Annotated in this window: 13 protein-coding genes; 12 read left to right on the forward strand and 1 reads right to left on the reverse strand. The window is 47.1% G+C overall.

Annotated elements, in window-relative coordinates; translation table 11 throughout:
• Positions 1–7: 7 nt before the first annotated feature.
• Complete coding sequence (locus FSB75_RS19650) at positions 8–1,903, reverse strand: chloride channel protein (RefSeq protein ID WP_146790956.1); 1,896 nt, start codon at positions 1,901–1,903, stop codon at positions 8–10.
• 140 nt (positions 1,904–2,043) lie between these two features.
• On the opposite strand from FSB75_RS19650, the gene FSB75_RS19655 reads away from it, so the two are divergent.
• From FSB75_RS19655 to FSB75_RS19710, 12 genes are all read left to right on the forward strand, one after another.
• Complete coding sequence (locus FSB75_RS19655) at positions 2,044–2,475, forward strand: rhodanese-like domain-containing protein (RefSeq protein WP_146790958.1); 432 nt, start codon at positions 2,044–2,046, stop codon at positions 2,473–2,475.
• A gap of 311 nt (positions 2,476–2,786) precedes the next feature.
• Complete coding sequence (locus tag FSB75_RS19660) at positions 2,787–3,212, forward strand: hypothetical protein (protein ID WP_146790960.1); 426 nt, start codon at positions 2,787–2,789, stop codon at positions 3,210–3,212.
• 106 nt (positions 3,213–3,318) lie between these two features.
• Positions 3,319–4,365, forward strand: coding sequence for a Gfo/Idh/MocA family oxidoreductase (locus FSB75_RS19665; RefSeq protein WP_146790962.1), 1,047 nt, complete (start codon positions 3,319–3,321; stop codon positions 4,363–4,365).
• A 304-nt stretch (positions 4,366–4,669) separates the two neighbouring features.
• On the forward strand, positions 4,670–6,298 hold the full coding sequence (locus FSB75_RS19670; protein WP_146790964.1) for a glycoside hydrolase family 28 protein: 1,629 nt from the start codon (positions 4,670–4,672) through the stop codon (positions 6,296–6,298).
• A gap of 226 nt (positions 6,299–6,524) precedes the next feature.
• Entirely contained in the window at positions 6,525–8,498 is a 1,974-nt protein-coding gene (locus tag FSB75_RS19675) for a glycoside hydrolase family 88 protein (protein WP_146790966.1), read from the forward strand.
• Positions 8,495–9,538 carry a pectinesterase family protein gene (locus FSB75_RS19680; RefSeq protein WP_172623233.1) on the forward strand — a complete coding sequence of 348 codons (1,044 nt, stop codon included), beginning with the start codon at positions 8,495–8,497 and terminating at the stop codon, positions 9,536–9,538. The genes FSB75_RS19675 and FSB75_RS19680 overlap by 4 nt, the downstream gene beginning before the upstream one ends.
• A gap of 109 nt (positions 9,539–9,647) precedes the next feature.
• The gene (locus tag FSB75_RS19685; protein WP_146790970.1) at positions 9,648–11,168 is read left to right on the forward strand and encodes a tagaturonate reductase; all 1,521 of its coding nucleotides are present in this window, start codon (positions 9,648–9,650) and stop codon (positions 11,166–11,168) included.
• Between the two features lie 33 nt (positions 11,169–11,201).
• Positions 11,202–12,839, forward strand: coding sequence for a UxaA family hydrolase (locus FSB75_RS19690; RefSeq protein ID WP_146790972.1), 1,638 nt, complete (start codon positions 11,202–11,204; stop codon positions 12,837–12,839).
• 10 nt (positions 12,840–12,849) lie between these two features.
• Entirely contained in the window at positions 12,850–14,304 is a 1,455-nt protein-coding gene (gene uxaC, locus FSB75_RS19695; protein ID WP_146790974.1) for a glucuronate isomerase, read from the forward strand.
• A 71-nt stretch (positions 14,305–14,375) separates the two neighbouring features.
• The gene (locus FSB75_RS19700) at positions 14,376–15,401 is read left to right on the forward strand and encodes a sugar kinase (protein WP_146790976.1); all 1,026 of its coding nucleotides are present in this window, start codon (positions 14,376–14,378) and stop codon (positions 15,399–15,401) included.
• Between the two features lie 108 nt (positions 15,402–15,509).
• Entirely contained in the window at positions 15,510–15,956 is a 447-nt protein-coding gene (locus FSB75_RS19705) for a YhcH/YjgK/YiaL family protein (protein ID WP_146790978.1), read from the forward strand.
• A 36-nt stretch (positions 15,957–15,992) separates the two neighbouring features.
• Positions 15,993–16,655, forward strand: coding sequence for a beta/alpha barrel domain-containing protein (locus tag FSB75_RS19710; RefSeq protein WP_146790980.1), 663 nt, complete (start codon positions 15,993–15,995; stop codon positions 16,653–16,655).
• Positions 16,656–16,755 lie beyond the last annotated feature (100 nt).

Raw genomic sequence — 16,755 nt, forward strand, 5'->3', positions numbered from 1 at the left:
GAAACAATCAGGCTTCTTCTTTGTGCCGTAACGTTGTCAACTGCCGTTTGCCGTGCAATAAAATTTTCAGCGTTCTTCTTTTGAGCGAAATGTGCGTACTCATTTCTTCGTACTCTTCGATGCGGTGCTTGTATGCGCCCAAAATATCTTTATACGATACCAATCCAACAATTTCTTTTGTTTGCGGTGCCGTTACAGGCAGCACGTCAATGTTCTCCTTTGCCATCAGTTCAACCGCTGTCTTCAACCGATCATCGCCGGTAACGGTAACGGGTTTTCGTTTTATTAAACGGCTGATCGGTTGGTCAGTAGCATGATGTGTACTCAACAAGTTAGAAGCACTGATAACGCCTTGAAAAATGCCGCCGGCGGTAGCCACTACGTAATAGCTGCGCTGGGCTTTTTTATTGGCTTGCAGCCAGGCTCTTACTTCCGCTACCGTGCTGTCGGCACTCAATACAAAATCGTGTTCGTTTATCACCTGTTCCACCGTTAAGCGGTCAAGGATATCCGGTTCGTAACTGTACGGCGTTTGCACCCCGCGGCGTGCAATCTTTTCGGTCATGATGGTGTTCTCCATTAAAAAATACGAGATGAAATAAGCCGCGATGCAAGCCGCAAGCAAGGGCAGCAAAGCGTTCACCTGGCCGGTACTTTCAATGGCAAAAACAATGGATGTAAGCAAGGCTCTTGAAGCGCCTGCAAACATGGCCGACATCCCGATCATGGCGGCTATCGGAAGCACCACGCCGGCGTGTGGAAAAAGGCTGATGGCGGCCATTCCCAACAAGGAACCTGCAGCGCCGCCGATGGTTAACAAAGGCGCCAGCGTACCGCCCGATGTGCCGCTGCCCAGTGCAATGGCCCAGGAAATAAATTTTAAAAGGCACAACGCCAGAATAACCTGCAGTGTCATTTGGCCGGATAAAATTGCCGTAATGTTTTCGTAGCCAACACCCAGTGTTCTTGGGGCGAAATAACCTACAATGCCTACGCCCAAACCACCAATGGCCGGCCACCACATCCAATGCACCGGAAGCTTTTCAAAGGCATCTTCAATGAAATAAACAATCTTGGTGATCAGTGCCGATAAAAAGCCGATAATGATGCCGATAACGCTGTAAACAGCCAGCGCTTCGTTGCCTGGAACAGCTACAGCCGGCATTGGAAAAACCGGGCCGGCTTCAAAGAAAAAATGGTGTCCCGCCGCACCCGTAATACAGGCGAGGGCCACGGGCAATATCGAACGGGGAGAGAACTCGAAGAGCAGCAATTCAATGGCGAGAAAAATGGCGGCAATGGGCGATCCAAAGATGGCGGCCATGCCCGCAGTGGCACCGGCGGCCAGCAAAATTTTTCGTTCGTAGTGAGAGATTTTTAAAAGCTGTCCAACCGTAGAACCAAAGGCGCCGCCGGTAGCAATGATGGGACCTTCCGCACCAAATGGTCCGCCGGTGCCAATGGAAATTGCGGCAGAAATTGGTTTCAAAAAAGTAATGGCCGGTTTAATCTTGCTCTTGTTGGTCAGAATTTGTTCCATTGCTTCGGGTATGCCGTGACCGCGAATGGCTTTGGAACCGTACAAGGCCATGAGGCCGACAATCACACCGCCAATGACGGGAACAACAATCACCCAAAGACCGTAGTTATTGGTGGCTGGGCTGGAAGCGGCAAAGGAAAACTGGTGATGAAAAGAAAGATTGGTGCAGAGGTTAATGAGGTAAACCAGCAACTTGGCAACGCCGGAAATAACGGCGGCAATGCCCACGGCAAGCATAGAGATATACAGGAGCCGCTTTTTATCAGAATGATTTTTTGCTTCGTTAAGAGTGGGTGCAAAGTTTTCTTCGAGTGATACAGAGATGGGAATGCCGCCTGGCGTTGCTTGGTCTTTCTTCAGCATGGTTAAAGGAAGTTTCGAAATGATCAATGGCCGCAAAGGTAAGGCCGATCGTTTTTACCCTTTGCCAAAACATGATTGTGTATGACAGTACCGTTGTTTGTGTGCCCCTTACCCTTCTTATCTTTAGCGCAAACAGCAACATGAAAACACTTTTTTCTTTTTCCTTTCTTCTTCTTTTGCTTGCGCAAAAATCAAACGCACAGGCCCCGGTTAACTGGACAAAAGACCAATTGCTCGAACCATCGGAGTTAGCAAAAACGCTGGCAACAAATAAAAACATTCCGTTGATCTATTCTGTTGGTCCCGGTGCGTTGATTCCGCATTCGGTTGTTATCGGCATGACGAACGACGAAAAAAATGTAGAAGCCTTTAAAAAGAAGTTGAACAACGTGCCGAAAGATGCAAGCATCGTTGTGTATTGCGGCTGTTGTCCGTTTGAACATTGCCCCAACGTTCGTCCTGCTATCAACGCATTAAAAGAACTTCAGTTCACCAATTATAAATTGCTTAACCTTCCGCACAACCTTAAGGCCGATTGGATTGACAAAGGGTATCCCCTTAGCAAGCAATAAATGATTCTGCTGCGCAAGACAATTGTTTTAATACTTTTTCTGTTAACAATTTTTTTATACTTGTTATTGGCTGTCGTCTGCGTCGTAGCGTGAAACCATTGCCAGCACTGCGTTTCAGCCGGTGAAGTTTTTGTTAGGCATAGGAGTTCAACAAGGAACTTGTCTCGTTGCCGCAAAAAGGCGCAACTATTTTTGTTCTGGAAATGAGGCCGAGATTTTAAAACAACGTACCCGGTTCATTTACATACTTCTCTATCGTTGCTTGCCCTTAACGATTGTTTGTGAAAGTGAAAAACTTTAAAACAAACAACATGGAAAAGCAAATGAAAACACAGACTTCAGGCATTCGTTCATCTTTCGCAAGGCTCTTTGTTGCAGCAGCATTAACCGCAAGCAGCTTTTCACTTGTGCAGGCACAGGACTCCCCGAAAAAAACCGTTGATGCGGATATAAAATACGCCGGTATTGTGGGCGACAGAATCCTCTTTCAGGTTACCTACAACAACCAAAGCGGAGAACCCTTCACAGTGGAAATTAAAGACGGACAGGGCTACCAGTTTTACGCCGCTCACTTCAAAGACAAGAGCTTTAAAAAGTACTTTGCCATTGACAAATCAGAAATTGACAAAGCGTCTATCACCTTTGTGCTGTCGGCAAAAACCGGTGAGCAAAAAGAAGTGTTCGACGTAAACACAACGGCCAAGGTGCAGGAAGAAGTAAGCGTAGTAAAGCTTTAATGACGATATTGGGATATTGAGCTATTGTGGTATTGACTACCGCGGAGTCACACGATATCTTAATATCCCAATTCCTCAATACCGAATCCCTTCCTAACATTGCCCCATGAAACCCATTCGCACAGCTCTTCTTTCTTACGGCATGTCGGGCCGTCTCTTTCACGCTCCCTTTTTGCACGTTAACCCAGGCTTTAATTTTTATGCGGTGTGGGAGCGAAGCAAAAATTTAGCGGAAGAAAAATATCCCGGGATTAAAACCTGCCGAACGATTGAGGAGCTGCTTCGCGATGACGAGGTGGAATTGGTAATTGTCAACACGCCCAATTACACGCATTTCGATTACGCCAAAAAAGCTTTGCAAGGTGGCAAACACGTCGTTGTTGAAAAGCCCTTTGTGGTGACGGTGAAAGAAGGCGAAGAACTGATTGCCCTTGCAAAAGAAAAAGGCAAAGTTCTTTCGGTTTATCAAAACCGCCGTTACGACAGCGACTACCGTGCCTTGAAAAAAGTTATCAGCGAAGGATGGCTTGGCGAGATCGTTGAAGCTGAATTTCACTTCGACCGCTATAACGAAAACCTGAGTCCGAAGGTGCACAAAGAAACGCCCGGTCCGGGCACAGGTGCTTTGTACGATCTGGGTTCGCACATCGTTGACCAGGCGCTGCAACTCTTTGGTATGCCGCAAGCCGTCTTTGGCGACATTCGTACCGTGCGGCCTGTTTCGGAAGTGGATGATTACTTTGAAGTGCTGTTGTATTATCCCTCGCTTCGCGTACGCTTGCATTCAAGCTACCTTGTTCGCGAAGCGTTGCCGGGCTATATTTTGCACGGCTCCAAAGGCAGTTTTCTAAAATCCAAAACCAACGTGCAGGAGGAAGCGCTAAACGAAAGCAAGCTTCCCGTTGGCGATGATTGGGGTCTTGAACCCGACAGCGAAAGAGGATTTCTTCATACCGAAAAAGACGGGCAGATCATTAAAGAATACATCGCTTCACCCAAAGGTGCTTACAACGATTATTTCACCGAGTTGTACAAAGCCATTCGCGAAGGTGAGCCTGCACCGGTAAGTGCTGAAGACGGATTGAACGTCGTACGCATCATTGAAGCGGCCTTTGAAAGCAGCCGCCAAAAACGCGTGATTGGACTCAAATAAAAATTGCGTTCTTAATTCATCGGTTCGCTTGCAATAAACAATTCTAACTGTTTATTAAGCCCGTTTGTCACTGACCGCTGTTCTTCTTTCTTTCCTCGTTTGCAAACGAATTGTTACGCCTCCATTCCGGCAACGTTTTCGGTAACGTTTGCGTAAATAAATCACTCAAACTCCCTTGTCAACAAAGAATATCGGCTTAGACTTGTTGAGCAGAATGCGATTCTCAGCTCATTAAAAAGCATTAATTGTAAGCAATCGTTTTACGGCTGTGTAGTTCACTGCGCGGCCCTTTTTATTCATCTGTATGAAACTACGTTTAACGATATTGTTTGTTGTTCTCGTTCTTGTGGCCGCTGCGCAACGCCCCGATTTTACCGTGCAGCAGCCTGTTTTTAAAAAAGATTCCTTCTACGTTACTAAATACGGTGCAAAGAATGATCTTACGCTGAATACAAAAAGCATTCAGCAAGCCATTGATGTCTGCAACAAGAACGGTGGCGGCGTTGTGGTTGTGCCGGCGGGCATGTGGATGACGGGCCCACTGGTGATAAAAAGCAACGTGAACCTGCATTTGCAACGCGGTGCGCTGCTGCAATTCACGGCCGATAAAAGTCAATATCCCTTGGTTGCGGGAAACTGGGAAGGACTTTCGCAGATGCGAAATCAATCGCCTTTGTCGGCAGAAAACGCCACAAACATCGCGATTACCGGTTATGGAATTATAGACGGCAATGGCGACGCCTGGCGTGCGATGAAAAAAGAAAAGGTTACCGAAACGCAATGGAAACGCCTCGTGGCTTCGGGTGGCGTGCTAAGCGAGGACAAAAAAACATGGTATCCTTCTGAGGCTTCGAGATACGGTTCAACGCTGAAGAATCCTGGTGAGATAAAGCCTGAAAAAACGAAAGAATTTTACGAAAGCATCAAAGACTTTTTGCGTCCGAATCTTTTGGTCTTTACGTCGTGTAAAAAAGTGTTGCTCGAAGGCGTTACGTTTCAAAACTCACCGGCCTGGTGCCTGCATCCGCTCATGTGCGAAGATTTAACGGTGCGCAACGTCTATGCAAAAAATCCCTGGAATGCACAAAACGGCGACGGCATTGACGTGGAAAGCTGTAAAAATGTTTTGATCGAAGGCAGCACTTTCGATGTAGGCGACGACGGCATTTGCATCAAAAGCGGTCGCGACGAAGCCGGCAGAAAACGCGGCTTGCCAACTGAAAATTTAATTGCCCGCTACAACACGGTTTACCATGCACACGGTGGCTTTGTGATTGGTTCGGAGATGAGCGGTGGCGCAAGAAATTTGTACGTTGATAACAACACGTTTATCGGTACCGATATTGGTCTTCGTTTTAAAACTACCCGCGGCCGCGGTGGCGTGGTGGAAAATATTTTCGTCACTAACACCACGATGAAAGACATCGTGGCGGAAGCCATTTTGTTCGACATGTATTATGCGGCGCAAGACCCTGTTGTGCTGGCCGGTGAAAAACGCGAACCGCCAAAAGTAGAAACACTGCCGGTAAACGAAGGCACGCCGCAATTCAGGAAGTTTCTAATCAGAAACGTGGTTTGCAACGGAGCCGAAAAAGCCATCTTCGTGAGAGGATTGCCCGAGATGAACATTAAAGAAATTGAAATGGAAAACCTGGTCATTCAGGCCAACAAAGGTTTGGACATGACCGAGGCTACGGGTATTTCATTAAAGAACGTTCAACTGACTGTTAAGGAAACAGACCCGTTGATGAACATTCACAACAGCCAGAACATTAAGCTGTTCAACATTGCGTACAACAAAGCGGATGTATTACTGAACGTAACGGGAGAGAAGTCGAAAGGAATTGTGCTGAACGGTGTGGATGCGAAGAAAGCGAAGAAAGGCGTGGAAGTGAATTACGGCGCAACCGAGGCCGCGGTGAAGGTGATGTGAGTTAGGAGTTAGGAGTTAGGAGTTAGGAGTTAGGAGTTAGGAGTTAGGAGTTAGGAGTTAGGAAAATCATTCAAGATAGAACGAGATTGAGCCGTGGAAACGCGGGCACCGCAGGCGCCGCACAATTGCTGAATAGACTTACCGAACGTACAAGAGTGCGACGCAACAGACGCTCAATAGACAGACGAACCTCTGGCCCAAACTGAAGACAACATTATTGAACGACATGAAGAAACTTACAGCGATTTTTTGTTTGACGATTTTTTGCTTTTCCGCAAAGGCGCAGCCGGTGCATTCTTATGCGCAGGACCTGGCAAATACTGCCATTAAAATCTGGCCGGATTCCTTTTCGGTAAAACCCGGTAATCCCGCCAAATGGAGTTACGACCAGGGTGTGATTTTAAAAGGCATTGAGGGCATCTGGAACGCCACCGGCGACGGCAAATGGTTTCGTTACATTCAAAAGCAGATGGATTATTTCATCGGCGAAGACGGTTCCATCAAGGGTTACAAAACCACTGAACACAACATTGACAACGTGAACAACGGCAAGTTGGCGCTGTTGCTTTACGAAGTAACCGGCAAAGACAAATACCGCAAAGCCGCAGAGCTTTTACGGCACCAATTGGCAACACACCCGCGTACGTCGGAAGGCGGCTTTTGGCACAAGCAGGTTTATCCCAATCAAATGTGGCTCGACGGCCTTTACATGGGCGAACCTTTTTATGCGCAGTACGCCAAGGTCTTTGGCGAGGACTCTATCTTCAACGATGTAACGCGTCAGTTTGTGCTGATGGAAAAGCACGCAAGAGATCCCCAAACCGGTTTGCTTTATCACGGCTGGGACGAAAGCAAGCAGCAGAAATGGGCCGATAAAACAACGGGTCTCTCGCCAAACGTTTGGGGACGTGCATTGGGTTGGTACGGCATGGCGATGGTAGATGCGCTGGATTATTTTCCCGCCAATCACCCGGGTCGCAACGACATCATTAAAATCCTGAACCGTTTTGCGGCTGCTGTAACAAAAGTGCAGGACGCCAAAACCGGTCTGTGGTACGACGTGGTGGATAAACCCAAAGAGCCGAAAAATTATTTTGAAGCTTCCGCTTCTTCGATGCTGGTTTATACCTTGGCAAAAGGCGTGCGCAAAGGATACTTGCCGGCGAGTTATTTGAGCAACGTCACAAAGGGCTGGGCCGGTATTTTAAAAGAATTTGTCAAGAACGAAAACGGCCAGGTGAATTTGCACGGAACGGTTTCGGTTTCCGGTCTTGGCGGCAACCCTTACCGTGATGGCAGCTTTGCTTATTACATGAGCGAACCAGTGGTAGTGAACGATCCCAAAGGCATGGGTGCATTCATCAACGCGGCAAACGAAATTGAGTTATTGCAAGTGCCAAAAGTTGGTGCCGGCAAAACAGTCATGCTCGATAATTATTTCAACAACGAATGGAAGCCAGAACCCGGTTCTATCGGCAGAGCAGCTACAGGTGAAATGTTTAACACTGAATTAAAAAAAGAATGGAACAGCGTTCGCAGCATTCCATTCCATTACATCTGGGATGAACAAGACAACGACGGTTTTTCAACCTTGCGATTTGTGTTTGAAAGCTACGGGGCAAAAACCGCAACCTTGAAAGCAGCGCCAACAGCACAAAACTTAAAAGGCGCCAGCGTTTATATCGTGGTTGATCCCGACGATCAGAAAGAAACAACAAAACCAAACATCATTAGCGAGAAAGACGCGACGGCCGTTAGCAATTGGGTAAAAGCCGGCGGCGTGTTGTTGTTGCTCAGCAACGATTCGGGACACAACAACGTGAAAAGCATGAACGTGCTTTCGACAAAGTTTGGCATTCGCCTGAACGAGGATCTTTTCAATACGGTTGAAGGCAGCAAGTTTGAACAAGGCGTGGTTGATCTTTCGGCAGCATCCAACATTTTTTCAACCGCTAAAAAAGCTTACGTAAAAGAACTTGCTACGTTAAACGTTTCGGCACCCGCAAAAACAATCGTAACAAAAGGGGGTAAAAACATTATAGCAACCGCCACTTATGGCAAGGGAAACGTGTTTGTAATTGGCGATCCCTGGCTTTACAACGAATATACCGACGGCCGCAAATTGCCACCCGATTTTGACAACTACAAAGCCGCACAAGACCTGGCGAAATGGGCCTTGCTGCAAGCAAAAAAGAAATGAGTTTACGACGCCGGTTATATCAAGTCATAAGCGTTGCGGGCATCTTGCTTGCAACGTCGTCGTTTGCACAAAAGACAGTCGTCAACACGTCGGTAATCATTGTTGATCTAAACGGCAGTGGAAATTTTACGTCTATTCAGTCGGCCATCAACAGCTTGCCCGATTCGTCTGCAATGCCGCGAACGATTCACATCAAGCCGGGCCGTTACTACGAAAAAATATTCATCACAAAACACAACATCGTTCTTGAAGGCGAAGACCGCGAGACGACAAAAATTATTCAAAACATTGCCCGCGACGAATGGCGCTGCGATCACAAAGATGATTGGGGGGTAGCGACACTGAATCTTAGCGGCAACGACATCACCTTGAAAAACCTGACGATCGCCAACGATTATGGCTTTACCCAAAAAGAAGCCCGTACCGTAAGCTGCGCAAGTGATTCATCCGGTAAGAAAGTGATTACGAACAGCGGGCACCAGATGGCCTTGCGCAGCATGAATACGACGCGGTTGAAAGTGATCAACTGCCGCTTGAGTGCTTACGCAGGCGACACGGTGAGTCCGTGGAATCTGGTGAACGGTATGTTTTATTTCAAGGATTGTGTGATGGAGGGCGGCGTAGATTTTTATTGTCCGCGTGGCGATGCGTACGCGGAGAATTGCACCTTTTACGCAAACACAGGACCCGCTTCCATTTGGCACGACGGCTCAACAAACCCGGATTACAAAACGGTTTTAAAGAATTGCAAGTTTGATGGCTACAAAGGTTTCAAACTTGGGCGTTATCACAAAGACGCACAATTCTATTTGATTAATTGCAGCTTTTCTGAAGCAATGGCGAACGAAGACATTTATCTCGTGCCGACGAATAACGAGATTAAATGGGGGCGAAGGGTTTATTATTTTAACTGCCATCGCAAAGGCGGCGATTATGCCTGGCACAAAGACAATTTGCAAACAGCGCAAGGTTCGCCGGAGGCAAACACCATTAGCGCCGCGTGGGTTTTTGGCAATCGCTGGAACCCCGAAAAAATGTAAACGAGGAATTCGCGAAGCACGAAAGCCAAGGACAGAGAAGCACACCAATAAAATTATTTTGCACGAAGCAATAATGCAGAGGCAACCCAAACAACCGTAAACTTTTTGTATGATCTTATCTCGCTATACGCTACGAAACATAAGCCCGGAAAATGTGGCGATTCCGGAAGAAACGCTGTTTGATTTGCCGGAGAGAGTCCTGCAGTTTGGAACCGGTGTGCTGCTTCGCGGCCTGCCCGATTATTTTATTGACAAGGCTAATCGACAGGGCATTTTTAACGGTCGTGTTGTCGTTGTAAAATCAACCTCGCACGGCGACACGTCGGCCTTTGACAAACAAGACGGCTTGTACACCCTTTGCGTTCGCGGTTTGCAGAACGGTGAAAAGATTGAAGAGAACATTATCAATTCGTCCATCAGCCGCGTCCTTACCGCAACGGAGCAATGGAACGAAATATTGGATTGTGCGCACAACAGCCAGATGCAAATCATCATCTCCAACACAACGGAAGTGGGCATTCAACTGGTGCACGAAGACATTCGCCAAACGCCGCCGAAATCGTTTCCCGGCAAATTGCTGGCTTTTTTATACGAACGTTTCAAAGCTTTTGGCGGCAGTGAAAAGAGCGGGATGGTGATTGTGCCAACAGAATTAATTCCCGAGAACGGAACGAAACTTCAGGCAATTATTTTAGAACTGGCGCATTTGAACAGTTTGGAAGATTCTTTCATCGAGTGGCTCGAAGGCAGCAATCATTTTTGCAATTCGCTGGTAGATCGGATTGTTCCGGGCAAACCCGATGCGGCAACTTTGAAGGAACTGGAAGACGAATTGGGTTATACCGACGGCAACTTAAGCATGTCGGAAGTGTACCGCTTGTGGGCCATTGAGGGCGGGGAAGAAGTAAAATCTATTTTGTCGTTTGCACAAGCCGATGACGGCGTGGTGATTGAACCCGATATTGACATTTTCCGCGAACTGAAATTGCGCATGTTGAACGGCACGCATACGCTCAGTTGCGGTCTTGCTTATCTGGCCGGTTTTGAAACAGTGAAGCAGGCCATGGATGATGAAACGATGTCGGGTTTTATTGCCGACGTAATGCAAAATGAAATTGCGTCCAACATTCCGTATGACGTTGACCTTTCAACGGCGCAGGACTTCGGAAATAAAGTATTGGATCGTTTCCGCAACCCTCACATTCGCCATCAGTGGATCAGCATTACCATGAACTACAGCTCTAAGCTGAAGATGCGTTGCGTGCCCGTTTTGCTTCAGCATTATAAAAAAACATCTGCCGCGCCAGAGGCCATCGCTCTCGGGTTTGCGGCCTATCTTCTTTTTATGAAAGGGGTTACGGTTCGCGACGGAAAATATTACGGCGATTTGAACGGCACCTCGTATTTTATTCAGGACGATACGGCTGAAATCTTTTACAAACGCTGGGCAAAACTTTCGCCCGCTGATCTTGTAAAAGAAACCCTTCGCGATGCGGCTTATTGGGGCGCCGACCTGCACAGCCTGCCCGGCTTTGCCAAAGCCGTTACCGACAAGCTAAATTTGCTGTTGAACAGCGGCGCAAAAGCGGCCGTTATCGCAACAGAATCCAATAAAGAAAAGATTGCATAAGCTCACACAGGCTTTTGCAACAAGGAACAAACAATGAGCAGTAAAGTATTAAAAGTTCATCCATCCGATAACGTGATCGTGGCTTTGCAGGATTTGCCCAAAGGCGAAACCGTTCAATACAACGGCAGCACGTTTACGGTTGTGGACGACATTCCGGCCAAGCACAAATTTTTCGAGCACAACATGAACACCGGCGATGAAGTCATCATGTACGGTGTGTTGGTGGGCAAGGCGCAAAATGAAATTCCAATAGGTGGATTGATGACGACATCGAATGTAAAGCACGCCTCCAGCGGTTATGACTACCGCGGCGTGAAATACGAATGGAAAGCACCCGATGTGTCGAAATTCATTGGCAGAACGTTCAACGGTTATCACCGCAGCGACGGAAGAGTGGGAACAGCCAATTATTGGTTGTTCATTCCCACTGTGTTTTGCGAAAACAGAAATTTGGACGTGATTCGTGAGGCGCTTCACAACGAATTGGGTTACGCGGTTACGGATAAATACAAGCAATATGCACACAAGCTGGTAGAAGCGTTCAAGAAAGGTTCAACGGTTGATACGATTGATCTTGCGCCGGACAACAATCATCAACAGCGTGTGTTTAAAAACGTTGACGGCATTAAGTTTCTCAATCACCAGGGAGGTTGCGGCGGCATTCGTCAGGATGCGGCCGTTTTAAGCAAACTCTTAGCTGCTTACGCCGATCATCCAAACGTTAGTGGCGTAACGGTGTTGAGTTTGGGTTGCCAGAATTTGCAGGTGGCAGATTTTAAAAAAGACTTACAAGAACGCAATCCGAACTTCGACAAACCGCTTTACATTTTTGAGCAACAGCAAGTGGGCAACGAAGAAGTGATGATTGCCGAAGCCATCAAAAAAACCTTTGAAGGTCTTGTTGAAATCAACAAGCTTGAACGCAAACCCGCACCGCTTGATAAACTTACGGTTGGTGTAAAATGCGGCGGCAGCGACGGTTTCAGCGGCATCTCGGCCAATCCTTCTGTCGGTTATTGTTCCGATTTGTTAGTAGCCTTGGGCGCAAAAGTTTTGTTGGCCGAGTTTCCTGAACTCTGCGGCGTAGAACAGGAATTGGTTGATCGTTCAACGAGCGAACCGGTTGCCCGCAAGTTCATGCACCTGATGCATCGTTACGAAGAAATTGTGACGGCTGTGGGTTCCAGTTTCTCCATGAACCCTTCGCCGGGAAATATTAAAGACGGATTAATTACTGACGCCATCAAGAGTGCCGGTGCAGCAAAGAAAGGCGGCACGTCGCCGGTTGTTGACGTGTTGGATTACACAGAACCTGCGGTAAAACCTGGACTTAATTTGGTGTGCACACCGGGCAATGACGTTGAAGCGACAACCGGCAAAGCAGCAAGTGGTGCGACACTTATTTTGTTTACAACCGGCTTGGGCACACCAACCGGCAATCCTGTTTGTCCGACCATTAAAGTTGCGACAAACTCCAAGCTGGCAAGTCGCATGAAGGACATCATTGACATTGATACCGGCGGCGTCATTTCCGGCGAAAAAACCCTTGAGCAAATGGGTGAGGAGATTCTGGAGTATTGCATTAAGGCCGCCAGCGGTGAAGTGATTCCAAAAGCCGTTTTACTCAATCAAGACGATTTTATTCCGTGGAAACGCGGCGTCTCTCTATAACAACAAAGCAATGAAAAAATTTATCGGTAAAAACTTTTTGCTGAACACCAAAACGGCGGAGGAACTCTACCACGAGTACGCTGCGCCAATGCCCATCATTGACTACCACTGTCATCTTCCGCCCGACCAGATTGCGGAAGACAAGCAGTTCGAAAACCTTACGCAAGTATGGCTATACGGTGACCATTACAAATGGAGAGCCATGCGCACGAACGGTGTGCACGAAAGCTATTGCACTGGCGACAAGCCCGATTTTGGAAAATTCAAAAAGTGGGCGGAAACGGTTCCGTACACCTTGCGCAACCCGCTTTATCACTGGACGCACCTGGAACTGCAACGCTATTTTGACGTGCACGAAATTTTGAACGCCGACAGCGCAGAAAAAATTTACGAGGAATGTTCGGCCAAATTGCAAACAAAGGAATATTCGGTTCGCAACCTGTTGCGTAAGATGGATGTGAAAGTGGTTTGCACAACCGATGACCCAATTGATAACCTGGAACATCATCAAAAAATAAAAGACGAAGGAATAGACATTAAAATTCTTCCCGCTTATCGTCCCGACAAAGCGATGAACGTTGACGATGCGGCTTCCTTCAACGCTTATCTTTCTAAACTTGAAGCAGCGAGCAATACAAGCATTGCCTCGTTCAATGATTACCTTAATGCATTGAAAGCTCGCCATGATTTCTTTGCCACAATGGGATGCTCTGTTTCCGATCACGGGCTTGAGCAGGTTTATGCTGAAGATTACACCGATGCGGAAATTACGGCGGCATTCGATAAAATCCGTTCGGGTAAAGAACTCACAAGAGAAGAGAACCTGAAATTCAAATCGGCTATGCTACAAATTTTTGCCGTGTGGGATTGGGAAAAAGGTTGGGTGCAACAATATCACCTTGGTGCGTTGCGCAACAACAATTCCCGCATGATGCGTCAGCTTGGACCCGATACGGGGTGGGACAGCATCGGCGACTTTTCACAGGGCAAAGCACTGGCGAAATTTCTTGATCGTTTAGATACAAACAACCAACTCGCCAAAACCATTCTCTACAATCTTAATCCGGCCGACAACGAGTTGATGGCAACCATGATCGGCAACTTCAACGACGGTTCTACACCGGGTAAAATTCAATTTGGTTCTGGCTGGTGGTTCCTCGATCAAAAGGACGGCATGACGAAACAACTCAACGCACTCTCCAACATGGGTTTGTTGAGCAAGTTTGTGGGCATGCTTACCGATTCGAGAAGCTTCCTTTCGTTCCCTCGCCACGAATATTTCAGAAGGCTTCTGTGCAATTTGTTTGGTAAAGAAATTGAGAACGGTGAATTGCCAAATGATCTTGAATGGACGGGCCAAGTTATTCAGGACATTTGCTACAACAACGCTGCGAACTATTTCGGCTGGAACGAAGACAAAGTAAAAAATCAAAAGGCAAAAGTAAAAACAGAGTCTCCGGCGTAAACGCTTTTTGAATTTTGCTTTTTTACTTTTGAATTCTTAAACTAAAAACCACTCATAAACTCAAAAAAATCATGTCTAAAAAAGTAGTCACACTGGGCGAGATCATGCTGCGCTTGTCCACCCCGGATCACAAACGCTTTGTACAAGCCGATACGTTTGACGTTACCTACGGCGGTGGCGAAGCAAACGTTGCAGCCGCTCTTTGTAATTATGGTTTGAACGGAACCTTCGTTACCAAAGTTCCGAACAACGCTATTGGTCAATCGGCTATCAACCACCTGCGCCGTTACGGCGTGGACACGCAATTCGTTGCCCGCGGCGGCGACCGTCTCGGTATTTATTTTCTGGAAACCGGTGCGTCCATGCGTGCATCGCAAGTGATTTATGACCGTGCCGGCGCTTCTATCGCCGATGTTGACGCTTCCGAATTTGACTTTGATAAGATATTTGATGGCGCCGATTGGTTTCACACAACCGGCATTACGCCTGCGTTAAGCGATAAAGCCGCTGCTTTGACGGAAGCTGCGTTGAAAGCTGCAAAGGCAAAAGGCATCACGACATCAATTGACCTTAACTACCGCAAAAAATTGTGGAGCAAGGAGAAAGCAAGAGAAGTAATGACGAAGCTTTGTCAGTACGTTGATGTTTGTATTGGCAACGAAGAAGACGCCGATACAACGCTTGGCTTTAAAGCAGCGAACACCGATGTAACCAAAGGCGAATTGAACCTCGAAGGTTTCAAAGATGTGTTCAAGCAAATGAAAGAAAAGTTTGGTTTCAAATACATCGCATCGTCGCTTCGCGAAAGCCACAGCGCATCTGATAATGGCTGGAGTGCTTTGCTTTATGACGGCAATGATTTCTACCACACACGTCAATACGAAGTGCGCATCGTTGACCGCGTGGGCAGTGGTGACTCATTCGCCAGCGGTTTGATTTACGGTTTAGTAACGGGTATGCCGATGAAAGACGCGGCTGAATTTGGTGTAGCCGCATCTGCACTGAAGCACACGATTCCCGGTGACTTGAACCACGCAACCCTTGAAGATGTAAAAGGCCTGATGAAAGGCGATGCTTCGGGCCGCGTGCAACGTTAATTTGTTAATCGTTGATCGTTGGCCGTTGTCCGCATCCGATCATTAAATTGCCGGCCAACGATCAACTGTCAACGAACAACGATTTCTCAACCTGTAACAACAACCATCATGATCGTAGACAGTTTAGCCAATTCAGATAAATACGTTTCGCTTCACCCGCGTTTTGCCAAAGCATTTGAATTCATCAAATCGCAAAATCTGGAAAGCATTGAAGTCGGGAAGTATCCGATTGACGGTGCAGAACTTCACGCTTCGGTTTCTAATAAAGACGGCGTGAAAGCCGAAGACGCAAAATTTGAAGCGCACAATCATTTTATTGACATCCAGGTTTGTCCGGCGGGTTCGGAGCAAATTGGCTGGAAGCCGCGCAGCAAATGCGTTGATCCCAAAGGCGATTACAACGCTGAAAAGGACGTTACCTTTTTCAACGACAAACCCGACACGTATTTTTCGCTGAACGCCGGCCAGTTTGCCATCTTTTACCCTGAAGACGTGCACGCACCCATGATTGGCGAAGGCCCGGTAAAAAAGCTAGTGGTAAAGGTGAAAATTTAAACCGGTGTGGAGAAAAGACACCAACAAACAAACACGATGAACAAGAAAGAAGAAATACTTAAACTTATTCCTGAGCAAGGCGTATTGCCGCTGTTTTTTTACAAAGACACAGACGTCAGCATCGAAGTGTTAAGAGCATTGTATGCAGCCGGCATTCGCTCTGTTGAATACACCAACCGCGGCGAAGCAGCGTTGAAAAATTTTAAAGAAATGCGCAAAGTGTGCGATGCCGAATTAAAAGGCATGTACCTCGGTGTGGGAACCATAAAAAATGCCGATTCGGCAAAAGCTTTTATTGATGCCGGAACGGATTACATCATCAGTCCGGGATTGGTGGAAGACGCCATCAAAGTTGCCGATGAAAATGACATGCTCTGGGTTCCTGGTTGCATGACGCCAACAGAGATTATTCGTGCAGAACAATTGGGCGCAAAGCTGGTGAAACTCTTTCCAGGCAACATTTTAGGTCCTGCATTTTTAAGCGCCATCAAAGAATTGTTTCCGAATCTTCTCTTTATGCCAACCGGCGGTGTGGAAGCAGAAAAAGAAAACCTTGCAGGCTGGTTTAAAGCCGGTGTTTGCGCCGTGGGCATGGGCAGCAAATTAATTACAAAGGTATCTCTCGAAAACAAAGATTACGAAGGCATCAAGGCAGGCACGTTAAAATCATTAGCTTTAATTAAAGAAGTAAGAGGATAAGTCAAACCCGTCAAACGTGAGACGCGAAACCGTAAAGGTTTCATCACCTGAATCTCTTCAAGGTTTCAGGTTTGACGTCTCATGTTTCACTTCTCGCGAT

Origin of the sequence: Flavisolibacter ginsenosidimutans (assembly GCF_007970805.1) — a bacterium.
GTDB classification, from domain to species: Bacteria; Bacteroidota; Bacteroidia; order Chitinophagales; family Chitinophagaceae; genus Flavisolibacter; species Flavisolibacter ginsenosidimutans.

What these genes read in the sequence shown, in the direction of transcription:
- FSB75_RS19685 (WP_146790970.1), top strand. Translation starts at nt 9,648, where the DNA reads ATGATCTTATCTCGCTATACGCTACGAAACATAAGCCCGGAAAATGTG.
- FSB75_RS19660 (WP_146790960.1), top strand. Translation starts at nt 2,787, where the DNA reads ATGGAAAAGCAAATGAAAACACAGACTTCAGGCATTCGTTCATCTTTC.
- FSB75_RS19680 (WP_172623233.1), top strand. Translation starts at nt 8,495, where the DNA reads ATGAGTTTACGACGCCGGTTATATCAAGTCATAAGCGTTGCGGGCATC.
- FSB75_RS19690 (WP_146790972.1), top strand. Translation starts at nt 11,202, where the DNA reads ATGAGCAGTAAAGTATTAAAAGTTCATCCATCCGATAACGTGATCGTG.
- FSB75_RS19700 (WP_146790976.1), top strand. Translation starts at nt 14,376, where the DNA reads ATGTCTAAAAAAGTAGTCACACTGGGCGAGATCATGCTGCGCTTGTCC.
- FSB75_RS19675 (WP_146790966.1), top strand. Translation starts at nt 6,525, where the DNA reads ATGAAGAAACTTACAGCGATTTTTTGTTTGACGATTTTTTGCTTTTCC.
- FSB75_RS19670 (WP_146790964.1), top strand. Translation starts at nt 4,670, where the DNA reads ATGAAACTACGTTTAACGATATTGTTTGTTGTTCTCGTTCTTGTGGCC.
- uxaC (WP_146790974.1), top strand. Translation starts at nt 12,850, where the DNA reads ATGAAAAAATTTATCGGTAAAAACTTTTTGCTGAACACCAAAACGGCG.
- FSB75_RS19705 (WP_146790978.1), top strand. Translation starts at nt 15,510, where the DNA reads ATGATCGTAGACAGTTTAGCCAATTCAGATAAATACGTTTCGCTTCAC.
- FSB75_RS19710 (WP_146790980.1), top strand. Translation starts at nt 15,993, where the DNA reads ATGAACAAGAAAGAAGAAATACTTAAACTTATTCCTGAGCAAGGCGTA.
- FSB75_RS19650 (WP_146790956.1), bottom strand. Translation starts at nt 1,903, where the DNA reads ATGCTGAAGAAAGACCAAGCAACGCCAGGCGGCATTCCCATCTCTGTA.
- FSB75_RS19655 (WP_146790958.1), top strand. Translation starts at nt 2,044, where the DNA reads ATGAAAACACTTTTTTCTTTTTCCTTTCTTCTTCTTTTGCTTGCGCAA.
- FSB75_RS19665 (WP_146790962.1), top strand. Translation starts at nt 3,319, where the DNA reads ATGAAACCCATTCGCACAGCTCTTCTTTCTTACGGCATGTCGGGCCGT.